Raw genomic sequence first — 23575 nt, 5'->3', positions numbered from 1 at the left:
TCGAACCCGTCGCCGTCCATGCCATATGCGCCGCAACGATCAGCCGGCGGGGGCATCGCGGGCAAGCTGGTGAGAGGGGATAGCCTAGCTTCCTAGGAAAGCGAACGCAACGTGCGACAGGACACGACTGAAGTGCGGCTTGCGGCGAGGCGCGCGTGCGGGAAGTGCGGCTTGCGGTGGCGCGCGGGTGCGGGTGCGGGAAGTGCGGCTTGCGGTGGGACGTGAGGCGCGGCAACGGCGCGGCGGGCGGCAGGACATAGGCGCGGCTTCGGGCGATAGGCGCGGTTAGCGGTGGTGAGAGGAGTGGGTGCGTCGACAAACGGCGGCGGTAGGACAGTGCGGGGTGTGGCGGGAGAAGGGGGGGAGCTGGTGGCGGGGAAGCGGGGCGGGGTGGCGGGTAGAACTGGGTGGCGGGGGGACGTGGTGGCGGGAGAACGGGGAACTGGTGGCGGGGAAACGGGGCTAGGCGGCCGGAGGACGGGGTGGCCGGGGGGACGTGGCGGCGGGGTGCGGTGAGGTGGAGAGCGGCCGGGTTTGGGGGGACGTAGAGTGCGGATCATGACCGACTTCTCCCCGGAGTATCAGCGGCTGGTTGACGCCGTGGTGGTGCCGGATGGTGGGCGCATTGTGGAAACCGTTGTTGCGTACGCGCATGATGGGCAGGCCTTGGAAGGGTTCTCGGTGCATGACGAGGCCGTCGGCGGGCCCAAGCCGGCGGTGTTGGTTGTGCATGACTGGACCGGGCTGCGGGAGAATCCCAAGGCGCGGGCCAACATGCTGGCGCGGCTTGGGTATTTCGCGTTCTGTGTCGACGTGTACGGGACCGGGCGGCGGTTTGACAACCATGAGGATTCCGCGGCTGAGGCGGGGAAGTACTACGGCGATCTCGAGCTGCTGCGGGGCCGGGTCCGGGCCGCCTACGACGAGCTCGTGCGGCATCCGGCGGTCGACAAAGAACGAATCGCCGTCATGGGGTACTGCTTCGGCGGCTCCGCGGCCCTGGAGTTCGCGCGGACCGGGGCGCCGCTGAAGGGCACGGTGTCGTTCCATGGGCGGCTGGTCACGCACGAGCCCGCCGACGTCGCCGACATCACCGGTTCGCTGCTGGTGCTGACCGGTGGCGCGGACCCGGTCGTGCCGGACTCGGCGGTGGCGGCGTTCCAGGACGAGCTGCGGACCCGGCCGGAGCTCGACTGGCAGGTGACCACGTACGCGGGGGCCGAGCACGGGTACACGCTGCCGGGGGAGGCCTACGACGAGACAGCCGACCGGCGCAGCTGGCTCGCGTTGACGAACTTCCTGGCCGAGATCTTCTGAACGCGACCGACAACAGGTGCGGCGCCGCGAGCGAGCCGCAACGCCGTAAGTGAGCCGCGGCGCCGCAATGCAGCTGCGACGCCGCGGTCAGAGCGGCTGAACGGTCGCTCTACGCGGCGGTGGGTAGGAGGCCCAGGCGGCCGTGGTATTCGCCGCCGATCTGGTCCGTGTCCGAGCCGACCAGGAGGCCGGCCGGGCATGTGACCAGGACGCCGACGCCGACGCCGCGGCTGTGGCCGGGGTTCCAGGGTAGGGCGGCGCCGGTGGCGGGGTCGAGGGCGGCGATGCCGGAGCGGGGTACGGCGCCGGGGCCGCGGCTCTTGTGGCCTTTCGGGTTGTCCATCCACTGCATGTGGCCGCCGACGTAGACGGCGGTGCCGGAGATGGCGACGGACCAGAGGGTGTTGCCGCCGGTGCGGTTGACCCAGACGGGTTTGTGGTTGCCGGCGCCGGTGAGGTCGAAGCGGGCGGCGCTGTCGCACATGCGGGTCGGGCCGGACATGCCGCCGGTGGCGGCGACGGCGAGCCAGGTGCCGTCGGGGGCGATGTCGACGCCGCGCAGGTAGCTGTCGTAGAGGGTGTTGCAGCGGCCGGTGTACGCGTCGCTCGACCAGTCGGTGACCCGCGCGTTCACCACGTCTGCGACGGCGAGCTGCGGGCGGGGCTGGCCGGAGACGGTGTCGAACGCGCCGACGAACGCCAGCGAGCCGGTCGAGACGGCGAGCTGTTCGACCTTGACCAGGCCGCGGTTGCGGCGGGCCAGGCGCAGGTCGAAGGCGGGGTCGGTGGTGCCGGTCGAGGCGTCGACGCGGGCCAGGCCGACCCGGGGGAGGCCGCCGAGCTGGGTGAACGTGCCGCCGAGGTACAGCCACGACCCGCCCGCGGCCAGGGTGCGGATCTGGCCCTTGCCGGCGGTGGCGGTGAACCCGGCGACGGTCGCGCCGGTGGTGGCGTCGAGCTTCACCAGGCCGCTGCGGGCCACCCCGTTGACCTTGGCGAACTTCCCGGCCACGAACACGCCGGTCCCGTCGGGCGCGGCGGCCAGCGCGGTCACGGGCCCGTCCAGGGCGGGCGCGGCGTCGAGGATGCGGCCCGTCCCGAGTTCAAAGACGAAGAGATTTTTCCGGGTGTACGGCGTGTGCGTCGACGGGTCCGCGACGCGGGTGAAGTCGCCGCCGACGACGACCGTGTTCCCGGTGACGGCCATGGCGGTGACGGTGCCGTTGAGGACGTCGGGGGTCCACGCGACGGGCTTCTCGCCGACGACCGCGGGCTGGGCGAAGCCGGCGGCGGCGGGTCCGGCGAGGCCGGCGACGGTCAGCAGCAGGAGGGTGAGGGCGAGCAGGCGGCGCACGGATGTTTAAACGAGAGGGTGTCCCGGTTCGATGTGCACCGCGTGGAGGATCTCGTCGAGCTGGGTGAGCGGGTCCTGGAGCTCGAGCCGGAGGTACTCGTCGTACCAGACCCGGAACGCGGCGATCGTGCATGCGACCAGGAGCCGGCGGTGCCGTTCGGGTGGCCGGGGGTGCAGGGGGCGGGCAGCCCCTTGCCCGGGGCGGGAGCGAAGCGGCTCCGGAATCCTCTGCTGCTGTTGCTTGTGTATGGGCTCTTCGCTTGTCGCCTTTGGGGTTTGCGTTGTTGGGATTTGCGTTCTGGCTCTGAGGAGTTCGGCAATGGCCGCCTCTTCGTCGGGGCGGACGCCGGGCTGGGTGCCGCGCAGGTGGGTGGATTCGCGGGCGACGGTGCGCAGGCCGGTGAGCAGTTCGCGGTGGTCGATGACGAACCGGCCGACGGCGAGCATGGCCCGGCGCAGGACGTCGGCGTCGGGGGTGCCGGGCGGGGCGGCGGTGATGTGGTCGTGGGCGATGGCGGTCATGCGGCGGACGGGTTCGGCGACGACGTCTTCCTTGGCGGCGAAGTATCGGTGGAAGGTCCGCGGTGCGATGTCGGCGGCGGCGCAGATGTCGTGGACGGTGACGTGGTCGTAGCCGTGCGCGATGAACAGGCGCCAGGCGGCTTCGACGGTGGCGGCGCGGTTCTGTTCGCGTTTGCGGTCGCGGAGGGTCTCGATCGGGTGGCTCCTGTCGGTCGCCGGCTGTGAGCGCGGTCTCAGGTCACCGTACGGGTCCCGGTTCGCAACCTTGTCGTGGCAGGCTCTGCCTCGTGGCAGATTGTGCCACATTCCCCCGGGTTGGAGCCCTGTACATGACCACCAACACCGCCGACGATGCCCTGGTGTCGTCGAGGAGTGCCGAGGTCCGGCCGCGCTGGACCGGCGCGCAGCTGATCGTCGTGCTCGTCATCGGCACCGCGGCCCTCATGGTGTCGCTAACCCAGGCGCTGCTGGTGCCGGTCCTGTCGGAGCTGGCCGTCGATCTCAAGGCGGGCGGCGACGGGGTGGCCTGGATCCTGACGTCGACGCTGCTCGTCGGCGCGGTCGCGGTCCCGGCGTTCGGGCGGCTCGGTGACCTGTTCGGCACCCGGCGGATGCTGCTGATCACCATCGGGGCGCTGATCGCGGGGTCGCTGATCTGCGCCCTCGCCCACACCCTGACCATGATGATCATCGGGCGGTCGGTGGTCGGGCTCGCGGTCGCCGCGGTGCCGCTGAGCATCAGCCTGATCGGCGTCACCCTCCCGAAGGCCCACGCGCCGGCCGGGATCGCCCTGATCAGCGCCATGCTCGGGGTCGGTGGCGCGCTCGGGCTGCCGCTGGCCGGGCTGGTCGCGCAGTACGCCGACTACCACTGGCTGTTCTGGATCTGCGTCGCCGGCGGGGTGCTGACCGTGCCCGGGATCGTGCTGCTGGTCAAGGAGCCGAAGCGGGTCGCGAAGGGCCGCATGGACCTCGTCGGCACCGTGCTGCTGGGCGCGGCGATGCTGGCGCTGCTGCTGCCCCTGGCGCAGGGTTCGTCGTGGGGCTGGACCGACCCGTGGACGCTCGGGCTGCTCGCCGCGGCGGTGGTGCTGCTGGTCGTGTTCGTCGTCGTCGAGCTGCGCCTGGCCTCGCCGCTGGTCGACGTGCGCACGACGGCCCGCCCGTCGCTGCTGCTGACCAATGTCGCGTCGCTGTGCGTCGGGTTCGCGCTGTTCGCGACGCTGATCGGGACGGCGTCCTATGTGCAGGCACCGGCCGCGACCGGGTACGGGTTCGGCAAGTCGATCCTCGTCGGCGGCCTGTGCATGCTCCCGGGCGGTATCGCGATGCTGCTGCTGTCGCCGTTCTCGGCCCGGCTGCGCCCGCGGACCGCGCTGATCGTCGGCTCGCTGATCATCGCCGCCGGGTTCGTCACCCGCATCGTCCTCGTCGACTCGCTGTGGCAGGTCGTGGTGGGCGCGACGATCTCCGGTGCCGGCACCGGCATCGCCTACGCGGCCATGCCGGGCCTCATCATCCACGCCGCCCCGCGCGCCGAGCTCGCCGCCGCGAACGGCCTCAACGCCCTGTTCCGCAGCGTCGGCAGCTCCCTGGCCAGCGCGATCGGCGGCGGCATCCTGGCCGCGATGACGATCAGCCTGGCCGGCCACGAACTGCCGTCCCTGACCGGGTACCGCACGCTGTTCGCGATCTGCGCGGGCGCCGCCGTCCTGGCCGCGCTCCTGGCGGTGTTCATCCCGCGGCACGCCCAGTCCACCGACGCCGCGTTCCCCGAGGACTGACGGGTCAGACGCGGAAGCGGTGGTCCGGGTCCGGGTGCGGTCATGCCTTGCGGGCCACGCCGCCGTAGAGGGCGGCCTGGGCGTCGCTCAGTTCGGCCGCCGCGTCCGGGCGCCACTGCAGGATCGGGACCACGCCCGGGTCGACGAGGTCGAGGCCGTCGAAGAAGCGGGTCACCTCGGCCCGGCCGCGCAGCTGGGTGGTGATGCCCTGGGCCCGCATGATCGCCGTGAACTTCGCCCACTCCTCGGGCTGGTAGTCGGCGGTGATGTGCGACAGCACCAGGTAGCTGCCGCTGGGCAGGGCCGCCATCAGCCGGCGGACGATGTCGTAGGGCTCGTCGTCGTCGGGCAGGAAGTGCAGGATCGCATACAGCAGCAGCGCCACCGGCCGGGTCAGGTCGATGTTGTCGCGGAACTCCGGCGCCCGCAGGAGCCCGTCGACGTCCTGCAGGGTCGAGTCGACGTAGGCGGTGCGGCCCTCGGGGGCGCTGGTCAGCAGGGCCCGGGCGTGGGCCAGGACGATCGGGTCGTTGTCGGCGTAGACGATCCGGGCCGCCGGGTCGACGGCCTGGGCGACCTCGTGGACGTTGGGTGAGGTCGGCAGGCCGGTGCCGATGTCCAGGAACTGCCGCACCCCGGCCTCGGCCAGGAACCGCACGGTCCGGGTGAGAAACGCCCGGTTCTGCCGCGGCGCGGTCGCCGCGTTGGGGTTGACCTGCAGGCCGGCCTGGGCCGCGGCCCGGTCGGGGGCGAAGTTGTCCTTGCCGCCGAGCAGGTAGTCGTAGACCCGCGCCGGGTGCGGCCGGTCGGTGTCGAAGGGCGCCGCCATGGGGCTCGCCTCCTGTGTCTGGTAGCGCCTGCTGTACCCCGGTTGGCCAGTGCGCTGCATCGTCAGCCGTCGAAGAGCACCTTAGCGTTTTCCTTGCGCGCACCGACACGGCAACCAGGGAAATGGAGACGAGCGATGACAGTCATGACCGCATCCGCCGCCGCGGTGCGCGTGGAGGGCCTGACCCGCACCTACGGCAGCGGGTCGCAGGCGGTGCACGCCCTCGCCGGCGTCGACGCCGCCTTCGCCCGCGGCACGTTCACCGCCGTGATGGGCCCGTCGGGCTCCGGCAAGAGCACCCTCCTGCAGGCCGCGGCCGGGCTGGACCGCCCCACGTCGGGCCGGGTGTTCATCGGCGACACCGAACTGTCCCGGCTGTCCGAGGCCCGCCTGACCGAGCTGCGCCGCGGCCGGATCGGGTTCGTGTTCCAGGCGTTCAACCTGATCGGCGCCCTGAACGTGGCCGAGAACATCGAACTGCCGCTCCGGATGGCCGGCACCGCCCCCGACCCGGCGTGGCTGGCCCACGTCGTCACCCGGGTCGGCCTGAGCGAGCGGCTGCGGCACCGCCCGGCCGAGCTCTCCGGCGGCCAGCAGCAGCGGGTCGCGATCGCCCGGGCCCTGGTCAGCCGGCCCGACGTGGTGTTCTGCGACGAGCCGACCGGCGCCCTGGACACGAACACGGCCGCGGACGTCCTGGCGCTGCTGCGGGCGATCGTCGACGAGCACGGGCAGACGGTGGTGATGGTGACCCACGACCCGGTCGCCGCCTCCTACGCCGACCGGGTCGTCGTCCTCGCCGACGGCCGTATCGTCCGTGACGTGCCCCAGCCGGGCGTGTCCGCGATCGCCGCGCTGCTCGCGTCGCTGGACCGGCGGGTGACCCATGCTTAGGCTCGCGCTCCGGATGCTGCGCAACCGTCCCGGGACCGCCATCGCGACCATGATCGCGCTGACCGCCGGGGCCGTGATCCTCACCGCGATGGGGGTCCTGGTCGAGTCGGGAGTGCTGTATTCGCCGCCGCCGGGGCGCTACGCCGCGGCCGACATCGTCGTGGCCCGGCCCGAGGTGGTCGTGCTGAGCCGCGACCTGGACGGGTCCGAGCTGCGCAACACCGTGGCCCTGCCGGAGGGCGGCACGGTCCCGGTGTCCCTCGCCGGGCCGCTGGCCGGGGTGCCCGGGGTCGCGTCGGTCGTCGTCGACGACACGGTGCCGGTCGGTGTCGCGGGTCGCCTGGTCGAGGGGCACGGATGGGGCAGTGCCGGGCTCATGCCGTACCCCCTGGAAAGCGGTTCGGCTCCGCGGCAGGACGACGAGGTCGTCGTCGGGGCCGGGTTCGGGGTGCCGGTCGGGTCCACTGTGGACATCGCGGTGGGCGGGGCGCCGGCGAAGTTCCGGGTCAGCGGGGTCGGGGGCGGGGCCGGTGTGTACTTCACCGACGCGCGGATGGCCGCGCTGTCCCCGCATCCCGGACGGGCGGTCGGGATCGCGGTGCGGGTCGCGCCGGGCGCCGACCGGGCCGCGGTGACGGCGGCGGTGCGGCGGCTGGCCGGGGCGGACGCGCAGGTGTACTCCGGGGCCGACCGCGGCGCCGCGCTGCGCTCGGCCGACCGGTCGGCACGGGAGCTGCTGATCGCGGCCGGAGCCGGTTTCGGGGGGTATGTGGTGATGCTGGTGGTGTTCGTGGTCGCCGGTACCGTCGGCTTGTCGGTCCGGCACCGCCGCCGCGACCTGGCGCTGCTGCGGGCGATCGCGGCGACCCCGGGCCAGGCCCGCCGCCTGATCATGGCCGAGGCCGGTGCGATCTCGGTGATCGCGGTCGTGCTGGGCGTGCCGGGCGGTCTGGGCGCGGCCCGGTGGGTGCACGGCGAGCTGGTCGGCCGCGGCTTCCTGCCCGGCTCGTTCCCGATGCGGCCCGGCGCGCTGGCGGCCGCGGCGGTCACGCTGCTGACGGTGGCCTCGGCGGTCCTGGCGGCGCTGATCGCGGCCCGGCGGATCACGCGGGTCCGCCCCGCGGAGGCCCTCGGTGAGGCCGCGGTCGAACCGGCGCGGGGCGGCCGGGCCCGGCTGATCTCGGGTTTCGTGTTCCTGGCCGGTGCGGCGACGTCGAGCTCGTTCACGGTCGCGGCGTCGGGCCCGGCCGCGCTGGCGGGGGCGACGGGGATGCTGTACCTGTTCGTGGCCGCGGTGGCCCTGCTGGCCCCGTGGATCAACGCCTATGCGGCCGGTGTCCTGGCGGGTCCGCTGCGCCGCCTGTTCGGCGCGAGCGGCCGGCTGGCCGCCGCCAACCTGCGAGCCAACGCCCGCGGCGGCGCGGCCGTCCTGACCGCGCTGGTCCTGTCGGTGGGTTTCGGGGGATCTGTCTGGTTCGTCCAGGACAATCTGGAGCGCGGCACGCTGTCGCAGGGTGAGGCGGGGATGCGCGCCGATGTGGCCGTGACCGCCCCCGCGGGCCTGCCTCCGGCCGCGGCCGACGAGATCCGCCGAATCCCCGGCGTCCAGGCCGCGACGGGCGTTTCCCACACCGCCGTGGTGGTCACGTTCATGGGCGACCCGGAGACGGCCCCGGCGCAGGTGGTCGACCCGGCCGGCCTGAGGTCCACAATGGACCTCAAGGTGACCGAGGGCAGCCTGGACGCCCTGGCCGCGGACACCGTGGCGGTCTCGTCGCTGCGCGCGTCGACGCAGGGCTGGCACGCCGGGTCCACGGCCGACATCCGGCTGGGCGACGGCACGCCGGTGAAGCTCAAGGTCGTCGCCGTGTATGACCGGGGCCTCGCATTCGGCGACTTCACCCTGGCCCGGGCCACCGTGGCCGGCCACACCGCGGCCGCCACCGACGAGGCGGTGCTCGTGCGCACCGACCCGGCGGCGGCCGCGACCCCGGCCGCGCTCGCGGCGGTCGCGGCCCGCTACCCCGGTGGCCGGGTCGCCGGCACCGCGGAACTCACCGCGAAGGTCGGCAACGACCTGGCCGTCAGTGCGTGGCTGAACCGGCTGCTGATCGGGGTCATGGTCGGGTACGCGGCGCTGGCGGCGGCCAACGTGATGGTCATGGCGGCGCTGTCGCGGCGGCGGGAGCTGGCGCTGCTGCGGCTGGTCGGGGTGACCCGGCGGCAGGCGGCGCGGATGGTGCGGGCCGAGCAGCTGGGGCTGCTCGGGACGGCGCTGCTGCTGGGGGTGGCGATCGCGGCGGTGACGCTCGTGGCGGTGGTCAGGGGGCTGACCGGGAACCTGGTGCCGTATGTGCCGGCGTTGGGCTGGGCGGTGGTGCTGGGCGGGGCGGCGCTGCTGGCCTTGACGACGACGGTGCTGCCGGTCGGGCGGCTGTTGCGGGCGCCGGTGATGGAGAACATCAGCCTCCGGGAGTGATCACGGGTTGGGGTCCGGCGTGCGGCTATCGGGCGGGCGCGGGCGGTGCCGAGCAGGCAAAGCCAAGCTCAGCCTGACAGCCGGACCCCCAAGCCCGTGCGGCCGGCGACATAGGGTCTCCGAGCTGATACGTTTTGTGTTCGGTGAGAAACCGCGCAGACCCGCGCATTGATCGTGATCGCTCCGCATTGGAGAGCGCATGACGACAGAGCTCCGCCCGGTGCGGGCGTCGACCGCGGTGAGCAAGCGCATGGCGGCATGGGCCCACATGTCCGCCGCCTTCGCCGACGAAGTGTTCGCCGAGCTCGTCGCTCCCTCCGTGCGGGCCGGCGCGCCGGCGGTAGGCGTCGACCTGCTCCTTCTGGCCCGGCACGCCGCTCTGGCCCGGCGGCGTCGTCGCCACCTCAATCTGGCCCTTACCGGGCTGCTCGCGGCAACAGTGCTGCTGCCCATCGCCGGGATCGTCGCCGGGCGTTTCGCCGACCTCTCGGGGCTGGCGCTGCTGGCGCTGGTCGCCTCGTTCGCGCTGGTGGCCTGGTTCGAGTACGGACGCCACGTGATCGTCCGGCACCTGACGAGCTTCGGATTCGACGAGCCAGCCGCCGCGCCCGCGCTCCCCGGCACAGTCGAACGCCGTATCCAGCGGCAGATGACCGCCAACGTGGTGGTGTTCAACGGTGCCGATCGATTCGCCGCGTGGGGCGGGTCCGTGGAGCGCCTCCAGTTCACTGTCGACATCACCAAAGGCGCGATCGTCGCGGGCGGCCACCGCCGGGCCGTTGCCCCGGTACGGGTCGCTGAGCTGTACGGGACCCTTGTCGGCGCGGTCGGCGCGCACGAAGTTCCGCGTCTTCGGGTGCATACGCTGCTCTTCGTCGGTGGTGAGGCGATCGATGAGGTGCCGGGACTCCGGCCCGACCGGACCGGAAGGCCGGACAGTACCGTTGATCCGGAACTGCTGGACCTGGGCGCCGACCGGCCGCGGCCGGAGGTGTGCACGTACGTCTGCATCGAGAAGTCCACGTGGGGCGGAGACATCGTCACCAGCCTCTTCGTGCGGGCCGAGCTCAGAGGCGGTTTGCTCCTCGTCACCTGCGACTTCGCACTGCTGCCGTCGCTGCGAATCGAACTGCCGGCGGTGCAGACGGCGCTGGCCCCCATGGTCGCCCGGATCGCGATCGGCTCCACGCTTCGGCGGATGCTGGTCAGTCCGGGCGTGCTGCTGCGGGAGGCGAGCAGGTGGGTACACGCCCGGCGGGTATCGCACCGGCAGCGCCGGGCTCTCCTCCGCGGGGACCGAACCGATCTGGGGGCCGGGCGGGGCCTCCGGGCGGCCGTGGCCATGGACCGTCTCAGCCCGACTGTTCTGCGCGACGCGGCGAGCGACTTCCGAACGATGCAAAGGTACGCCCGGGATACGATCCGTGGATTTCTGGTGCAACACGGCATCGACACCACTGACTTCGACGCTGGATCGTATGAGGCGAAGATCGGTCTGGCGGTTGCAGCCATCAAGACCCTGAACGCCCATGCGGTCACGTTCGGCGAGAGCAGTGTCGCTTCCCTCGGTACACCTGTGTCCGGCCCGGCACCTGCCGGGCCGGGTGCGTACCGGCCACAGCGCATCTCGTTGCCGACCGCGTCCCCAGCGCCGCCGCCGCACAGCGGTTCCCGTGCATCTCCGAAGCCGTCCGAGCACATCCGCCCGGAACTCGGGAGGCGCTCTGACTGGCGTGGCCGACTCGCGGCCTGGCTGTCCATCCCGGTCACCGATGAAGCCGCCCGGATCGTGGCGTTCGACAACTTCGAACAGAGGATGGCCGCCATCACGACGGCGCTCGGACCTCCTCCGGACGACGGTCGTGAGGAGTCCGACCATGGCTGACACCGTCCCCGGCGGCTCGGTCTGGGAAGGCCTGCCGCACTGGGAGCACGTCAAGCAATGGGATCGGGCCGTACCCGGCGCCGCGGAGACCATCCTGCGGGAGCTCGAGGCCGACGCCCGATGGATCAGGCGCGACGCCGAGCGGCGCCTGAACTTCGCGCTGCTGCTCATGGTCTTGACGATCGTGGCCACGGTGGTGCTCGCGCTGCTGGACAAGACACTGCCGGCGATCTTCTCGTCGTCGGGCGGTGCCATCGGCGTGGCCGGCACCCTCATCGGCGGGCGCTCGCCGGCGTTGCGCCGCCGGAAGCGGGGCGGGGCGCGGTGAGGCGGCTCGCCGGGCGGTGGTGGGCGGCCGCCCGCCCCGGGGGTTGGCCGGGGCGGGCGGGGTCGGTGATCAGACCGAGCAGGTGAGGCTGGGGACGGCGTTCGTGCCGTTCCAGTTGCCGGTGAAGCCGAAGCTCGTGGTGCCGCCGGCGGGGACGTTGCCGTTGTACGACGCGTTCGTCACCGTGATCGCGGAGCCGGACGCGCTCAGGGTGCCGTTCCAGAGCTGGGTGATGGTCTGGCCGTTGGCGAACGTCCACTTGACCGTCCACCGGGACAGGGCCGCGTTGCCGGCCGTCACCGTCACCGAGGCCTGGAAGCCGCCCTGCCACGAGCTGGTGATGGCGTAGCTCGCGGAGCAGGCGCCGCCGCCGGCCGGGGGCGGGCTGTTCGGGGGCTGGGACGTGCCGCCGCCCGGGGTGGTCGGCGGCGGGTTGGTGGCGCCGTCGGGGGCGACGGCCCGGCCGGTCTGCGGGGAGATCATGCCGGAGCACAGGTTCTTGCTGGCGAGGGTCTGCGCGATGCGCGGGATCGCGGCCAGGGTGTTGGCCGGCCACTCGTGCATGAGGATGATCTGGCCGTTGGTCAGCCGGCCGTTCGCGGCGACGATCGCGTCGACGCTGGCGTTGTTCCAGTCCTGGGAGTCGACGTCCCAGATGATCTCCTTCAGGCCGTACTTCGACTCGACCGACTGCAGCGTGCCGTTCGTCTCGCCGTAGGGAGGGCGGAACAGCTTGGGGGTACCGCCGCCGGCGTTCGCGATCGCCTGCTGGGTGCGGGAGATCTCGGAGTCGATCTGGGCCTGGCTCTGCTGGGTCAGGTGCGGGTGCGTGTAGCTGTGGTTGCCGACCCACATCCCGGCCGTGACCTGGGCCCGGACCTGGGCCGGGTAGCTGGCGGCGTACTGGCCCTCGTTGAACATCGTGGCCCGCAGCCCGTTCTGGCGCAGGGCGTTGAGGATGGCCGGGGTGTGGTCGTTCGACGGGCCGTCGTCGAACGTGAGCCCGACATACCCGTTGCAGGTCGCGGCGTTCGCCGGGCCGGCGGCCCCGACGATCGCGGTGGTGAGGGCCGCGGCCGCCGCGACGGCGACGGCGGCGGCGAGCAGACGACTACGCATGCAAATGTTCCCCTTCAAGGGCAGCGTGCGACGACCCGGTGGGGCGAGCCGGGGTTGACGGATGTCGATGGCGCCAGTTTGGGTGCCGCCGGTACCGATGTCAAAGATTTCCGAAATTTCCTGAGCCGGTTAAGCAGCTCCGACGTGCCCTTATGGGTCGATGCGGGCCTGAAACTTCCGGGGTTGGTTCCGGAAAACCGTGCCGTGCGAAAATATCGAAAACCGTTGAGGGGGAAGCTCGTGACGCTCGATGACGCCGGCCGGGTCACCATCACCGCGATCGCGCGGGAGGCCGGCGTGTCCGTGCCCACGGTGTCCCGGGTCCTCAACGGCCGCAGCGACGTCTCGCCGCAGACCCGTGAGCGCGTCGAGGCGATCCTGCGCGAACACGGGTACCGCCGCCGCACCGCCCGCAACAAGCCCGCCGCCAACCTCATCGACCTCGTCTTCAACGACCTCGACAGCCCCTGGGCGGTGGAGATCATCCGCGGGGTCGAGGAGGTCGCCCACGCCACCGGCATCGGCACCGTCGTCTCCGCCATCCACGACAAACCGGCCTCGGCCCGGCAGTGGCTGCAGAACCTCCGGGCCCGCGCCACCGACGGCGTCATCTTCGTGACCTCCGACGTCACCCCGCCCCTGCACGCGGAGCTGCGCCGGCTCGACATCCCCCTCGCCGTCATCGACCCGGCCGGGGTGCCCACGATCGACGTCCCCACCGTCGGCGCCACCAACTGGGCCGGCGGCCTGCGCGCCACCGAGCACCTCCTCGCGCTGGGCCACCGCCGGATCGGCTTCATCGCCGGCCCCAAGCGCCTGCTGTGCAGCCGCGCCCGCCTCGACGGCTACGGCGCCGCCCTGGCCGCGGCCGGCCTGGCCACCGACCCCGACCTGATCCAGCAGGGCGACTTCTACCACGAGTCCGGCTGCAGCGGCGCCGAAGCCCTGCTGCGCCTGCCCGACCCGCCGACCGCCATCTTCGCCTCCAGCGACCAGATGGCCTTCGGCGCCTACGAGGCCGTCCGCCTCCGCGGCCTGCGCGTCCCCGACGACGTGTCGGTGGTCGGCTTCGACGACCTGCCGGAGAGCCGCTGGACGTCACCGCCGCTGACGACGGTCCGCCAGCCCCTGGCCGAGATGGGTCTGCTGGCCGCGCGGACGGTGCTGCGGATGGCGCACGGCGAGACCATCGAGACGCCGCGGGTCGAGCTGGCGACGGAGCTGATCGTCCGCGACAGCTCGGCCCCGGCCCGCGCGGCCTGACCCGCGGCCGCCTATCGGGGCGGGGGCCAGGCGAGGGCCTTCAGGCCGTCGGGGCCGCCGTTCACCACGTCGCGGTCGTGGCTGTGCGCCTCGTCGGGGTTGCCGGGGGCGTACTGCCACAGCGCGAACGTCGTCCAGCCGGCCGGGAGTTTCGGCGGGCCCTTCGTGTAGTTGGCGATGTCCAGGGGGTAGTCGCCGTAGGAAGTGTCGTCGCCGGTGCACGGGTTCCACCAGTAGGTGTTCGTGTAGATCATCGGCTTGCGCCCGACCGCCTGCTCGATGCGGCCGATGAACGCCCCGATCCAGGCCCGCATCTGGGCCGGGGTGAGGTTGTAGCAGGGCCCGGAGTTCACCCCGGCGTAGGGCCACTCGAGGTCGACGAACGGCACCAGGGTCCGGGCGTCGCGGGTGAACCGGGCGTGGCGCAGGAAGTGCTCGGCCTGCCCGACCGGGTCGCCCTTGTCGGGCCGCGCGTAGACGTAGGCCCCGACGTAGCGCCCGGCCGCCTTGGCCGCGGTGTAGTCGGCGGCGAAGTGCGGGTTGACGTACGACGTGCCCTCGGTCGCCTTCACGTAGACGAACTGGCTGCCGGCGGCGACCTCGGTCGGCCAGTGCACGGTGAACTTGCGGTGGTCGTGGCTGGAGATGTCGATCCCGCCGACCTCGAACCCGACCGGCCGCCCGGCTTCGATCTCGGCCACCGCCTCCGGGACGGGCGGCTCCGGCGGCGGCGCCGGGACGAGTGGCACCGGCGGCGCCGAGGCCACACCCCAGACGAACCCGGTGAGCACCAGCAGCACGAACGCGACCAGTCGGCGCTCGTGGGGCGTATTGGCCATACGGCGCAGCCGCCGGCGGACGACCCGCCACACCACCCGCCACTCGACCGCCGCCACCAACCCAGTGTGCCTCGGAAGCGCGACCCCGGCAGCGCGCTGAAATTTTCATCGGCGCGGGCGGCGGGCCGGCCGATCAAGCGACCGGTTGTCGCTGGTAGCACTCACGGAGGGTGATGGGCGCAGACTCCACATCGGGTAGATGCCGCGGCGATGAGAGCGATAACATCTTTTTCGAAATGTGTTTCGACCGATGTTTCCGATGCTTTACACGCCTGGTCCGTTGTGTAAACATTCGCCTCGGCCAGGGGTGCCCGGTCGGTTGCCGACCGCCGGCGCCGGCGTTGCGGGCGAAGGGGAACAGCGGTGACGCAGGGTGAGACCGTGCCGGTGCAGGACACGACCTCGCTGGTGCTGGCCGCGCAAGGCGGCGACGAGAAGGCGCTCGACGCGCTCATCTCGGCCCACCTGCCGCTGGTCTACAACGTCATCGGGCGCGCCCTGCGCCGCCACGCCGACGCCGACGACCTCGTGCAGGAGACGATGATCCAGGTCGTCCGCGGCCTGCCGGGGCTGCGCGAGCCGGGGCGGTTCCGGTCGTGGGTGGTGGCGATCGCCTACCGGCAGATCCAGATGCACCGCCGCGGCGCGACCCGGCGGCACCTGCCGGCCCGGGAGATCCCGGAGGAGCTGGCCGATCCCGGCGGCGACTTCGAGGAGCGCAGCCTCACCGGGCTCATGCTCACCGGGCAGCGCAAGGAGCTCGCCGAGGCGACGCAGTGGCTCGACGACGCCGACCGGCACCTGCTCGCCCTGTGGTGGCAGGAGGCGACGGGGGAGCTGACCCGGGCCGAGCTCGCCGCCGCGATGGGGCTCAAGGCCAGCCACGCCGCCGTGCGGGTCCAGCGGATGCGGGCCCAGCTCGACGCCGCCCGCGGCCTCGTGCGGGCCCTGCACGCGACCCCGCGCTGCCCGGACCTGGCCGAGGTCCTGAAGCCGTGGGACGGCGAAGCCGACGCCCTCTGGCGCAAGCGGGTGACCCGGCACGTGCGCGGCTGCCGCCGCTGTTCGCAGCTCTCGGCCGACCTCCTCGCGCCGGAGAAGCTGCTGCCGGGGATCGCCGCGCTGCCGCTGCCGCTGTTCGTGTTCAAGGGCCTGAAGGTCTCCGCGGCCACCACCGGCGTGCTGACCAACCTGCAGCATTTCGTGCAGACCAAGGCGGCCGCGATCGCCGCCGTCGCGGTGGTCGCCGGGGGCGGGCTCGCGTTCGCGGTCTACGAGACACCGCTGAGCGGGGAGGACCGGCCGGCCGACGTCGCCGCGCCGCCGGCCACCGGGGGTGCGGTCGCCCCCGACCCGCCGGGCGGCACCGCCTCCGCGGCCCCGGGCGGCCAGACCGGCCCGTCGAGCACCGCGGGCCCGATCCGGGCCGAGTACTTCGTCGCCCCCGACGGCGACGACGGCGGGGACGGCAGCATCGAGCACCCGTTCGCGACCGTCACCAAGGCCGCGGCGGTGGTCCGGCCGGGCCAGACGATCGCGCTGCGCGGCGGCACCTACAAGCCGACCGTGCCGATCGTGCTCGACACCAACGGCGACGAGACGCACCGGATCACGCTCAGCGCCTACAAGGACGAGCACCCCGTCATCGACGCGAGCACGCTCCCGGCCGGGAAGTGGGCCATCACCCAGCACGGCAGCTACTGGACCGTGCGGGGCCTCGAGGTCAAGAACTCCGCCAGCCACGCCTACGTGTGCCTGTCCTGCAAACAGAACGTCTTCCAGCGGCTGTCGATGCACGACAACGTCGAGTCGGGCCTCACCCTGCGCGGCGAGGGCACCGTCGGCAACCAGGTCCTCGACAGCGACTTCTACGCCAACCGCGACCCGAGCGACCAGGGCTCGTCCGGCATCGGCATGGCCATCAAGTTCGGCTCCGGCGCCGACAACATCGTGCGCGGCTGCCGCGCGTTCAACAACGCCGACGACGGCTTCGACTTCGGCGACTTCGCCAGCCCGATCGACGTGCAGCACAACTGGGCGTTCGGCAACGGCGTCAACCGCTGGAACGTGGCCGGCTGGAAGAGCAACGGCAACGGCTTCACCTTCGGCGGTGGCAGCCCGCCGGCCGCGGCGAGCCACAGCGTGCGGCACAACGCCGCCTGGGGCAACATCCACAACGGCTTCGCCGACGGCGGCAACCCGGCCGAGCTGCGGCTGTCCAACAACACCGCGTTTCGCAACGGCGCCACCGGCTTCGGCATGCCGACCACCCCGGCGACGCTGCGCTCCAACGTGGCCATCGGCAACGACAACTCGGTGAGCATGAGCGCGGCCGGGCACACCAGCCGCAACACGTGGGACGAGGGCACCTGGGACGCGACGATGTTCCGGTCCACCGACGCCGCGGCCGCCGAGGGCCCGCGCAACGCCGACGGCACGCTGCCGGCCACGAACTTCCTGTCCACCGGCAACGGCATGGGCGCGTCGATGTCCGAGTCGTGAAATTTTCACCGGTACAGCAGCGCTTCCAACAATTGTCCGGAGTTCTCGTTATCGGCGCGGCGTCCCCGTCATCTACAGGGATGGTTCAGCCCCCGCCCTGAGAAGAGGACCACCCATGTCACCACCCCGAACTCTGATCGCGGCCGCCGTCACGGCCGCGGTCTCCGCCACGGTTCTGGCGATCACCGTCTGGCCGTCCGAGGCCGCCACCGCCCCCGTCGGCGGCGGCGTCTACACCCTCGCCGCGGGCGCGTCCGGCAAGTGCATCGACGTCACCGGCGCCTCGGCGGACAACAGCGCGCTGCTGGTCCAGGTCGCCTGCAACACGGCGGCGAAGGACCAGCAGTGGACCGCGACCGCTCGTGCGAACGGTCAGTTCAACCTGGTCAACGGCAACTCCACCCGGTGCATTGATGTACCCAGTGCATCTTCGGTCTCGGGCACGCAATTGCAGCAGTACGGCTGTGGAGACGGTACGAAGACGAACCAGCTGTGGACGTTCACCGCGTCCACCGCCGCGTCGGGCAAGTACCTGGTGAAGTCCGTCGCCACCGGGCTGTGCATCAGCGACAAGGACGGCTCGACGGCCGGCAACAACCCGATCGTCGAGGAGACCTGCTCCGACGTCTCGCGGATGCAGTGGTCGTTCAACTACGTGAGCGGCTCGACAAGTGGACCGACCACACCGGTGGCCACCACCCCGGCCGGCACCAAACCGACCGTGGCCGCCGACGGCAGTGGCACGTACAAGACGGTGCAGGCGGCGATCGACGCGGTGCCCGCGAACAACACCACCCGGCGGGTCATCACGATCAAGGCCGGCACGTACCGCGAGATCGTGACGATCCCGTCGAACAAGCCGTACGTGACGCTGCAGGGCCTCGGCTCCGGCCCGTCGAACACGGTCATCGTCAACAACCACAGCTCGGCCGGCGGCTACGGTACTTCGGGCAGCGCGACGGTCTTCGTGGAGGCGCACGACTTCGCCGCGACCAACCTCACCATGTCCAACGACTACGGCGAGGGCAGCCAGGCCGTCGCGGCCCGGCTCAGCGGCGACCGGTCCGTGTACAGCAACGTGCGGTTCCTCGGCAACCAGGACACGCTGTACATCTACAAGGCCCGCTCCTACATCGTGAACTCCTACGTCGAGGGCACCGTCGACTTCATCTTCGGCGGCGGCACCGCGGTGTTCAACAGCAGCTCGATCTACGAGCGGCGCACGTCCGGCGGCCCGATCACGGCGGCCAACACCGACGCCGGCGTCACCTACGGCCTGCTGTTCTACAAGTGCACGATCACCGGCGCCGTGAACAACACGACGCAGCTGGGCCGGCCGTGGGGCGCCGCCGCGCAGGTCCTGTACCGCGAGTCCAGCCTCAGCGCGACCATCAAGACCTCGCAGCCGTGGACGGACATGTCGGACAACTCGTGGAAGAACGCGCGGTTCTACGAGTACCGGAACACCGGCTCGGGCGCCGGGACGAACAGCAACCGGCCGCAGCTCAGTGACGCGCAGGCGCCGAACTACACCCCGCAGAAGTATCTCGCCGGCACGGACGGATGGAACCCGCTGTGAACAGTCGTCGCAAGCTCGCCCTGCTCGTGGCCGCGGCCACGGTCCCGGTGACGGTGCTGACCGTCGCCGTCTGGCCCTCGGAGGCGGCCACCGCCCCGGTCGGCGGCGGGGTCTACACCCTGGCCGCCGGCGCCAGCGGCAAGTGCATCGACGTCACCGGCGCGTCGGTGGACAACAGCGCGCTGCTGGTCCAGGTCGCCTGCAACACGGCGGCGAAGGACCAGCAGTGGACGGCGACCGCCCGGACCAGCGGCCAGTTCAACCTCGTCAACGGCAACTCCACCCGGTGCATTGATGTACCGAGTGCATCTTCGGTCTCGGGCACCCAGTTGCAGCAGTACGGCTGTGGAGACGGTACGAAAGCGAACCAGCTCTGGACGTTCACCGCGTCCACCGCGGCGTCGGGCAAGTACCTGGTGAAGTCGGTCGCGACCGGGCTCTGCATCAGTGACAAGGACGGGTCGACGGCGGGCAACAACCCGATCGTCGAGGAGACCTGCTCCGATGTCTCGCGGATGCAGTGGTCGTTCAACTATGTGACCGGGTCGACCTCCGGACCGACCACCGGCTCTGGGGGGCGCACCTGGTCGAACAACGCTGACGGGTTCGCCAGCACCGGCGGCGGCACGACCGGCGGCGCCGGCGGCACCACCGTCACCGTGACCACCTACGCGGATCTGCTGAAGTACGCGACGAGCAGCGCGGCGTACGTCATCCGGGTCAACGCCACGATCACGGTGCCGACCTACGGCTACGAGATCCCCGTGACGTCGAACAAGACCATCATCGGCGTCGGCAAGAACGGCCGGATCAAGGCCGGCGGGTTCTTCCTCGGCGCCGGCATCCACAACGTCATCATCCGCAACCTGACGATCGGCGACACCGCGGTCGCCTCCGACGACCCGGACGACAAGGACTTCGACTACGACGGCATCCAGATGGACACCGCCGACCACGTCTGGATCGACCACAACACGTTCACGAACATCAACGACGGCTACATCGACTCGCGCAAGGACACCAGCTACGTCACCGTGTCCTGGAACCAGCTCGGCAACCACAACAAGGTGTTCGGCATCGGCTGGACCGAGAACGTGACGGCCCGGATGACGATCCACCACAACTGGCTGCACGACAACAACCAGCGCAACCCCAGCGCCGACAACCTCGCCTACGCGCACCTGTACAACAACTACCTGGCCAACATCAGCAGCTACGGCAACTACAGCCGGGGCGCCACGAAGATGGTCCTGGAGAACAGCTACTTCGACCACGTCACCAACCCGTACTACCCGGACAGCACCGCACAGCTCAAGCAGTCCGGCTCGATCGTGGTCAACAGCAGTGGCAAGCAGCAGACGTCGGGCTCGGCGTTCGACCCGCACTCGTTCTACTCCTACACGCTCGACTCCGCGGCGGACGTGCCGACCCTGGTCAAGACGTACTCCGGCCCCCAGTCCAACATCGGAGTCTGACCGTGAACCGAAAGCGCAAACTGCGAGTGGCCGGCATCGCCTCCGCGGTGGTGGCGGCGCCCGGCGTGGTCCTGGCCGTGTCGATCTGGCCGTCGGAGGCGGCGGCGACACCGGTCGGCAGCGGGGTGTACACCCTGGCGTCGGGCGCGTCCGGCAAGTGCATCGACGTGACCGGTGCGTCCGTGGACAACAGCGCGCTGCTGGTCCAGGTCGCGTGCGACGCGACCGCGACCCATATGCAGTGGAAGGCGGTGACCCAGGCTGGGAATCAGTTCAACCTGGTGAACGGCAACTCCACCCGGTGCATTGATGTACCGAGTGCGTCTTCGGTCTCGGGCACGCAATTGCAGCAGTACGGTTGTGGCGACGGTACCAAAGCGAACCAGCTCTGGACGTTCACCGCGTCAACCGCGGCCGCCGGCAAGTATCTGGTGAAATCGGTGGCGACCGGGCTCTGCGTCAGTGACAAGGACGGGTCGACGGCCGGGAACAACCCGATCGTCGAGGAGACCTGCTCCGACGTCGCCCGGATGCAGTTCTCGTTCAACTACGTGTCAGGGCCGACGACCGGGCCCACCACCTCGCCCCCGCCCACGGGGACCGGGCGGCAGGCCGAGAAGCTCAACCGCGGCCTGGTCAGCGTGCGGTCCGGCAGCGCCAACTACGTGTCCTGGCGGCTGCTCGGCACCGACCCGGCCGGGGTCGCGTTCAACCTGTACCGGGCCGGCACCAAGGTGAACGCCAGCCCGATCACCAACTCCACCAACTACCTCGACTCCGGTGCCGCCTCCGGGGCCGCCTACACGGTGCGCCCCGTGGTCAACGGCACCGAGCAGAGCGACTCGGAGAACGCGTTCCAGGTCGGCGGCAACGGCTACTTCGACATCCCCATCGGCGCCCCGGCCGGCGGCACCACACCCGACGGTGTCGCCTACACCTACACCGCCAACGACGCCTCCGTCGGTGACCTCGACGGCGACGGCCAGTACGAGATCGTCCTCAAATGGGACCCCACGAACTCGAAGGACAACTCGCAGTCCGGCTACACCGGCAACGTGTTCGTCGACGCCTACCGGCTCAACGGCACCCGCCTGTGGCGCATCGACCTGGGCCGCAACATCCGGGCCGGCGCGCACTACACGCAGTTCCAGGTGTACGACTACGACGGTGACGGCAAGGCCGAGATCGCGATGAAGACGGCCGACGGCACCAAGGACGGCACCGGCGTCGTCATCGGCAGCTCGAGCGCCGACTACCGCAACTCCTCCGGCTACGTCCTGTCCGGCCCCGAGTACCTCACCATGTTCAACGGGCAGACCGGCAAGGCGATGTCGACCGTCAACTACGACGTGCCCCGCGGGACGGTCTCCTCCTGGGGCGACTCGTACGGCAACCGCGTCGACCGGTTCCTGGCCGGCACCGCCTACCTCGACGGGCAGCGGCCGTCGCTGATCGAGTCGCGCGGGTACTACACCCGGACCGTCATCACCGCGTGGGACTTCCGTAACGGCGCCCTGACCGAGCGCTGGAAGTTCGACTCCAACAGCGCCGGCAGCCAGTACGCCGGCCAGGGCAACCACCAGCTCGCCATCGCCGACCTCGACCAGGACGGCAAGGACGAGATCGCGTTCGGCGCGATGGCCGTCAACGACAACGGCACCGCGCTGTGGAACACCACCCAGGGCCACGGGGACGCCTACGACGTCGGCGACCTCGACCCGTCCCACGCCGGCCAGGAAGTCTTCAAGGTCGACGAGGACACGTCGAAGAAGGCCGGCTGGATGGCCGACGGCAAGACCGGTGCCCTGCTGTGGTCGTGGCCGACCTGCGGCTGCGACAACGGCCGCGGCCGCTCCGACGACGTCTACGCGGGCAGCCCCGGCGCCGAGTCGTGGAGCACCGGCACCTCCGGGCTCTACAACACCAAGGGCGTCCAGATCAGCACCCGCCGCCCCGGCGCGGTGAACTTCGTGGTCTGGTGGGACGCCGACCCGGTGCGGGAACTCCTCGACGCCACGCACATCGACAAGTACACGACGAGCGGCGACACCCGCCTGCTCACCGCGAGCGGCGTCCACTCCAACAACAGCACCAAGGCCACCCCGGCGCTGACCGCCGACCTGTTCGGCGACTGGCGCGAGGAGGTCATCTGGGCGACGTCCGACGACAAGGCGCTGCGGGTGTACCTCACCACGGCCGTCACGGACCGCCGGCTCGTGACGCTCATGCACGACATCCAGTACCGCGAGGGTGTCGCCTGGCAGAACACGGCGTACAACCAGCCGCCGCACCCGAGCTTCTTCCTCGGTGACGGCATGAGCACGCCGCCCGCCCCGAAAATCTACACCCCGTAGTGGTTACCGGGACCGGCGCGCGGGTCGGCTGGCACCCCCGCGCGCCGGTTCCTTACCCCGGGTGCTGTTGGCCGTCCGGCCGCGCACGATCCCGATCATCTCCTCGACCAGGTCCGAGTGCCCGTCGATCGGCCAGGCGAGGGCGACCGTCGAGGAAGGGCCGTCGGTGACCGGTTTGTACTGCACGTCCTTGCGGTGATACAGCCGCGCGAGTGACTGCGGCACGACCAGCAGCCCGACCTCGGCCGCGACCCACTCGACGGCCGCCTCCGTCGTCTGCGGCCGCTGCGCCGACGACGGCGGCGAGTCCCAGCTCAGCACGTCGTCGAGGGGCCGCAGCAGCGGCTCCCCGAGATCGGTCAACTCCTGCAGCGTCAGCTCGTCGGCCGCGTGCAGGACATGGTCACGATGGGCAAGGACAACGGCGGTTTCGGTGTACAGCGGGATCGCGTGCTGCTTGTCGCGGTCCACCGGCAGCCGCAGCAGCGCCGCGTCACCGTCGGTGCCGAGGAGTTGCTGAGCGTCGGCGGCGGCCACCTGGACGAGCGACAGGGGCACGGAAGGCCGCCGCTCCGCCCAGGTCTGCCGCCAGCGGTCGATCACGATGCCGGGCACCACGAGCAGGCGGAATGTCACGGCGTAGAACCTTACCGTCTAGCATGTCCGGGTGAGTAAGCCGAAGCAGACCCAGGTGATGAAGCCCGCAACCGCCGCGCAGAAGCTCGACGTGTATCTGCCGGCCACCCCGCGGGAGTTCCAGGACCGCCTGGTGTCCCGCGACGAGCTCGACGAGCTGCGGCGCAACCCGCCACCGTGGCTGGCCGACCTGCGCCGCGACGGCCCCCACCCGCGCAACGTGGTCGCGGCCCGGCTCCGCGTGTCCAACAGCGGCCTGGCCCGCGGCGGCGTGACCGGGGCCCTGACCACCGCCGAGATCGCCGAGCTCAACGCCGACCCGCCGGAGTGGCTGGTCCGTGAGCGCGAGAACCTGGCCGAGGTCAAGCGCGAACAGCGCCGCCTCCAGGAGCGCGGCTCCGCCCATTGACGGGGGT

Annotated in this window: 18 protein-coding genes; 12 read left to right on the top strand and 6 right to left on the bottom strand. The window is 71.4% G+C overall.

Translation table 11 applies throughout. From position 1 onward, the window contains the following. Window positions 1–558 precede the first annotated feature (558 nt). Window positions 559–1317: a dienelactone hydrolase family protein gene (locus tag ACIA8L_RS20430; RefSeq protein ID WP_395906663.1), complete on the top strand. Its 759-nt coding sequence runs from the start codon at window positions 559–561 to the stop codon at window positions 1315–1317. A gap of 109 nt (window positions 1318–1426) precedes the next feature. On the opposite strand, the gene ACIA8L_RS20425 is transcribed toward ACIA8L_RS20430, so the two are convergent. Next, a complete protein-coding gene (locus ACIA8L_RS20425; RefSeq protein WP_395906661.1) occupies window positions 1427–2671 on the bottom strand; it encodes a PKD domain containing protein in 1245 nt (414 codons plus the stop codon). 6 nt (window positions 2672–2677) lie between these two features. Further along, window positions 2678–3499 (bottom strand): TetR/AcrR family transcriptional regulator, encoded by an 822-nt coding sequence (locus ACIA8L_RS20420; protein ID WP_395906659.1) that lies wholly within the window; start codon window positions 3497–3499, stop codon window positions 2678–2680. A 23-nt stretch (window positions 3500–3522) separates the two neighbouring features. On the opposite strand from ACIA8L_RS20420, the gene ACIA8L_RS20415 reads away from it, so the two are divergent. Beyond that, window positions 3523–4977 carry an MFS transporter gene (locus ACIA8L_RS20415; protein WP_395906657.1) on the top strand — a complete coding sequence of 485 codons (1455 nt, stop codon included), beginning with the start codon at window positions 3523–3525 and terminating at the stop codon, window positions 4975–4977. 40 nt (window positions 4978–5017) lie between these two features. Here ACIA8L_RS20415 and ACIA8L_RS20410 read toward each other — a convergent pair whose 3' ends face one another. Next, entirely contained in the window at window positions 5018–5806 is a 789-nt protein-coding gene (locus ACIA8L_RS20410; RefSeq protein WP_395906655.1) for an SAM-dependent methyltransferase, read from the bottom strand. Between the two features lie 135 nt (window positions 5807–5941). On the opposite strand from ACIA8L_RS20410, the gene ACIA8L_RS20405 reads away from it, so the two are divergent. From ACIA8L_RS20405 to ACIA8L_RS20390, 4 genes are all read left to right on the top strand, one after another. Further along, window positions 5942–6700 (top strand): ABC transporter ATP-binding protein, encoded by a 759-nt coding sequence (locus ACIA8L_RS20405; RefSeq protein ID WP_395906653.1) that lies wholly within the window; start codon window positions 5942–5944, stop codon window positions 6698–6700. A gap of 13 nt (window positions 6701–6713) precedes the next feature. Continuing rightward, on the top strand, window positions 6714–9179 hold the full coding sequence (locus ACIA8L_RS20400; protein WP_395906651.1) for an ABC transporter permease: 2466 nt from the start codon (window positions 6714–6716) through the stop codon (window positions 9177–9179). Window positions 9180–9378: 199 nt separating this feature from the next. Beyond that, the gene (locus ACIA8L_RS20395) at window positions 9379–11064 is read left to right on the top strand and encodes a hypothetical protein (protein WP_395906650.1); all 1686 of its coding nucleotides are present in this window, start codon (window positions 9379–9381) and stop codon (window positions 11062–11064) included. Then, window positions 11057–11392, top strand: coding sequence for a hypothetical protein (locus tag ACIA8L_RS20390; RefSeq protein WP_395906648.1), 336 nt, complete (start codon window positions 11057–11059; stop codon window positions 11390–11392). The genes ACIA8L_RS20395 and ACIA8L_RS20390 overlap by 8 nt, the downstream gene beginning before the upstream one ends. A 69-nt stretch (window positions 11393–11461) precedes the next feature. Here the strand turns inward: ACIA8L_RS20390 and ACIA8L_RS20385 are convergent, their stop codons facing one another. Next, on the bottom strand, window positions 11462–12511 hold the full coding sequence (locus tag ACIA8L_RS20385) for a polysaccharide deacetylase family protein (RefSeq protein WP_395906646.1): 1050 nt from the start codon (window positions 12509–12511) through the stop codon (window positions 11462–11464). 240 nt (window positions 12512–12751) lie between these two features. Here ACIA8L_RS20385 and ACIA8L_RS20380 point away from each other — a divergent pair, with 240 nt between their 5' ends. Further along, complete coding sequence (locus ACIA8L_RS20380; protein ID WP_395906644.1) at window positions 12752–13774, top strand: LacI family DNA-binding transcriptional regulator; 1023 nt, start codon at window positions 12752–12754, stop codon at window positions 13772–13774. Between the two features lie 11 nt (window positions 13775–13785). Here the strand turns inward: ACIA8L_RS20380 and ACIA8L_RS20375 are convergent, their stop codons facing one another. Next, a complete protein-coding gene (locus ACIA8L_RS20375) occupies window positions 13786–14670 on the bottom strand; it encodes a GH25 family lysozyme (protein WP_395906642.1) in 885 nt (294 codons plus the stop codon). Window positions 14671–14976: 306 nt separating this feature from the next. Between ACIA8L_RS20375 and ACIA8L_RS20370 the strand changes: the two genes are divergently transcribed. The 4 genes from ACIA8L_RS20370 to ACIA8L_RS20355 all read left to right on the top strand — a co-directional run bounded on the left by ACIA8L_RS20370 (window position 14977) and on the right by ACIA8L_RS20355 (window position 22523). Next, on the top strand, window positions 14977–17115 hold the full coding sequence (locus tag ACIA8L_RS20370) for a sigma-70 family RNA polymerase sigma factor (protein ID WP_395906641.1): 2139 nt from the start codon (window positions 14977–14979) through the stop codon (window positions 17113–17115). A 115-nt stretch (window positions 17116–17230) separates the two neighbouring features. Next, a complete protein-coding gene (locus ACIA8L_RS20365) occupies window positions 17231–18694 on the top strand; it encodes a pectinesterase family protein (RefSeq protein ID WP_395906639.1) in 1464 nt (487 codons plus the stop codon). Next, on the top strand, window positions 18691–20169 hold the full coding sequence (locus tag ACIA8L_RS20360; protein WP_395906637.1) for an RICIN domain-containing protein: 1479 nt from the start codon (window positions 18691–18693) through the stop codon (window positions 20167–20169). Before ACIA8L_RS20365 ends, ACIA8L_RS20360 begins: the two co-directional genes overlap by 4 nt. A 2-nt stretch (window positions 20170–20171) precedes the next feature. Next, window positions 20172–22523, top strand: a complete 2352-nt coding sequence (locus ACIA8L_RS20355) for an RICIN domain-containing protein (RefSeq protein ID WP_395906635.1) — start codon at window positions 20172–20174, stop codon at window positions 22521–22523. Window positions 22524–22526: 3 nt separating this feature from the next. Here the strand turns inward: ACIA8L_RS20355 and ACIA8L_RS20350 are convergent, their stop codons facing one another. Continuing rightward, window positions 22527–23159 (bottom strand): LysR family transcriptional regulator substrate-binding protein, encoded by a 633-nt coding sequence (locus tag ACIA8L_RS20350; protein WP_395906633.1) that lies wholly within the window; start codon window positions 23157–23159, stop codon window positions 22527–22529. 31 nt (window positions 23160–23190) lie between these two features. Between ACIA8L_RS20350 and ACIA8L_RS20345 the strand changes: the two genes are divergently transcribed. Continuing rightward, entirely contained in the window at window positions 23191–23568 is a 378-nt protein-coding gene (locus ACIA8L_RS20345; protein WP_395906631.1) for a DUF5997 family protein, read from the top strand. The last annotated feature ends 7 nt before the right edge of the window (window positions 23569–23575 follow it).

This window comes from Dactylosporangium sp. NPDC051541 (genome assembly GCF_044454505.1).
Classification (GTDB): domain Bacteria; phylum Actinomycetota; class Actinomycetes; order Mycobacteriales; family Micromonosporaceae; genus Dactylosporangium.
Note: the sequence above shows the minus strand (reverse complement) of the source record. Positions and strands in the feature narration are given on the sequence as shown.

Coding starts and splice junctions, on each gene's coding strand:
- ACIA8L_RS20430 (WP_395906663.1), top strand. CDS start 559: ATGACCGACTTCTCCCCGGAGTATCAGCGGCTGGTTGACGCCGTGGTG.
- ACIA8L_RS20395 (WP_395906650.1), top strand. CDS start 9,379: ATGACGACAGAGCTCCGCCCGGTGCGGGCGTCGACCGCGGTGAGCAAG.
- ACIA8L_RS20410 (WP_395906655.1), bottom strand. CDS start 5,806: ATGGCGGCGCCCTTCGACACCGACCGGCCGCACCCGGCGCGGGTCTAC.
- ACIA8L_RS20365 (WP_395906639.1), top strand. CDS start 17,231: ATGTCACCACCCCGAACTCTGATCGCGGCCGCCGTCACGGCCGCGGTC.
- ACIA8L_RS20405 (WP_395906653.1), top strand. CDS start 5,942: ATGACAGTCATGACCGCATCCGCCGCCGCGGTGCGCGTGGAGGGCCTG.
- ACIA8L_RS20400 (WP_395906651.1), top strand. CDS start 6,714: ATGCTGCGCAACCGTCCCGGGACCGCCATCGCGACCATGATCGCGCTG.
- ACIA8L_RS20420 (WP_395906659.1), bottom strand. CDS start 3,499: ATGTGGCACAATCTGCCACGAGGCAGAGCCTGCCACGACAAGGTTGCG.
- ACIA8L_RS20415 (WP_395906657.1), top strand. CDS start 3,523: ATGACCACCAACACCGCCGACGATGCCCTGGTGTCGTCGAGGAGTGCC.
- ACIA8L_RS20385 (WP_395906646.1), bottom strand. CDS start 12,511: ATGCGTAGTCGTCTGCTCGCCGCCGCCGTCGCCGTCGCGGCGGCCGCG.
- ACIA8L_RS20390 (WP_395906648.1), top strand. CDS start 11,057: ATGGCTGACACCGTCCCCGGCGGCTCGGTCTGGGAAGGCCTGCCGCAC.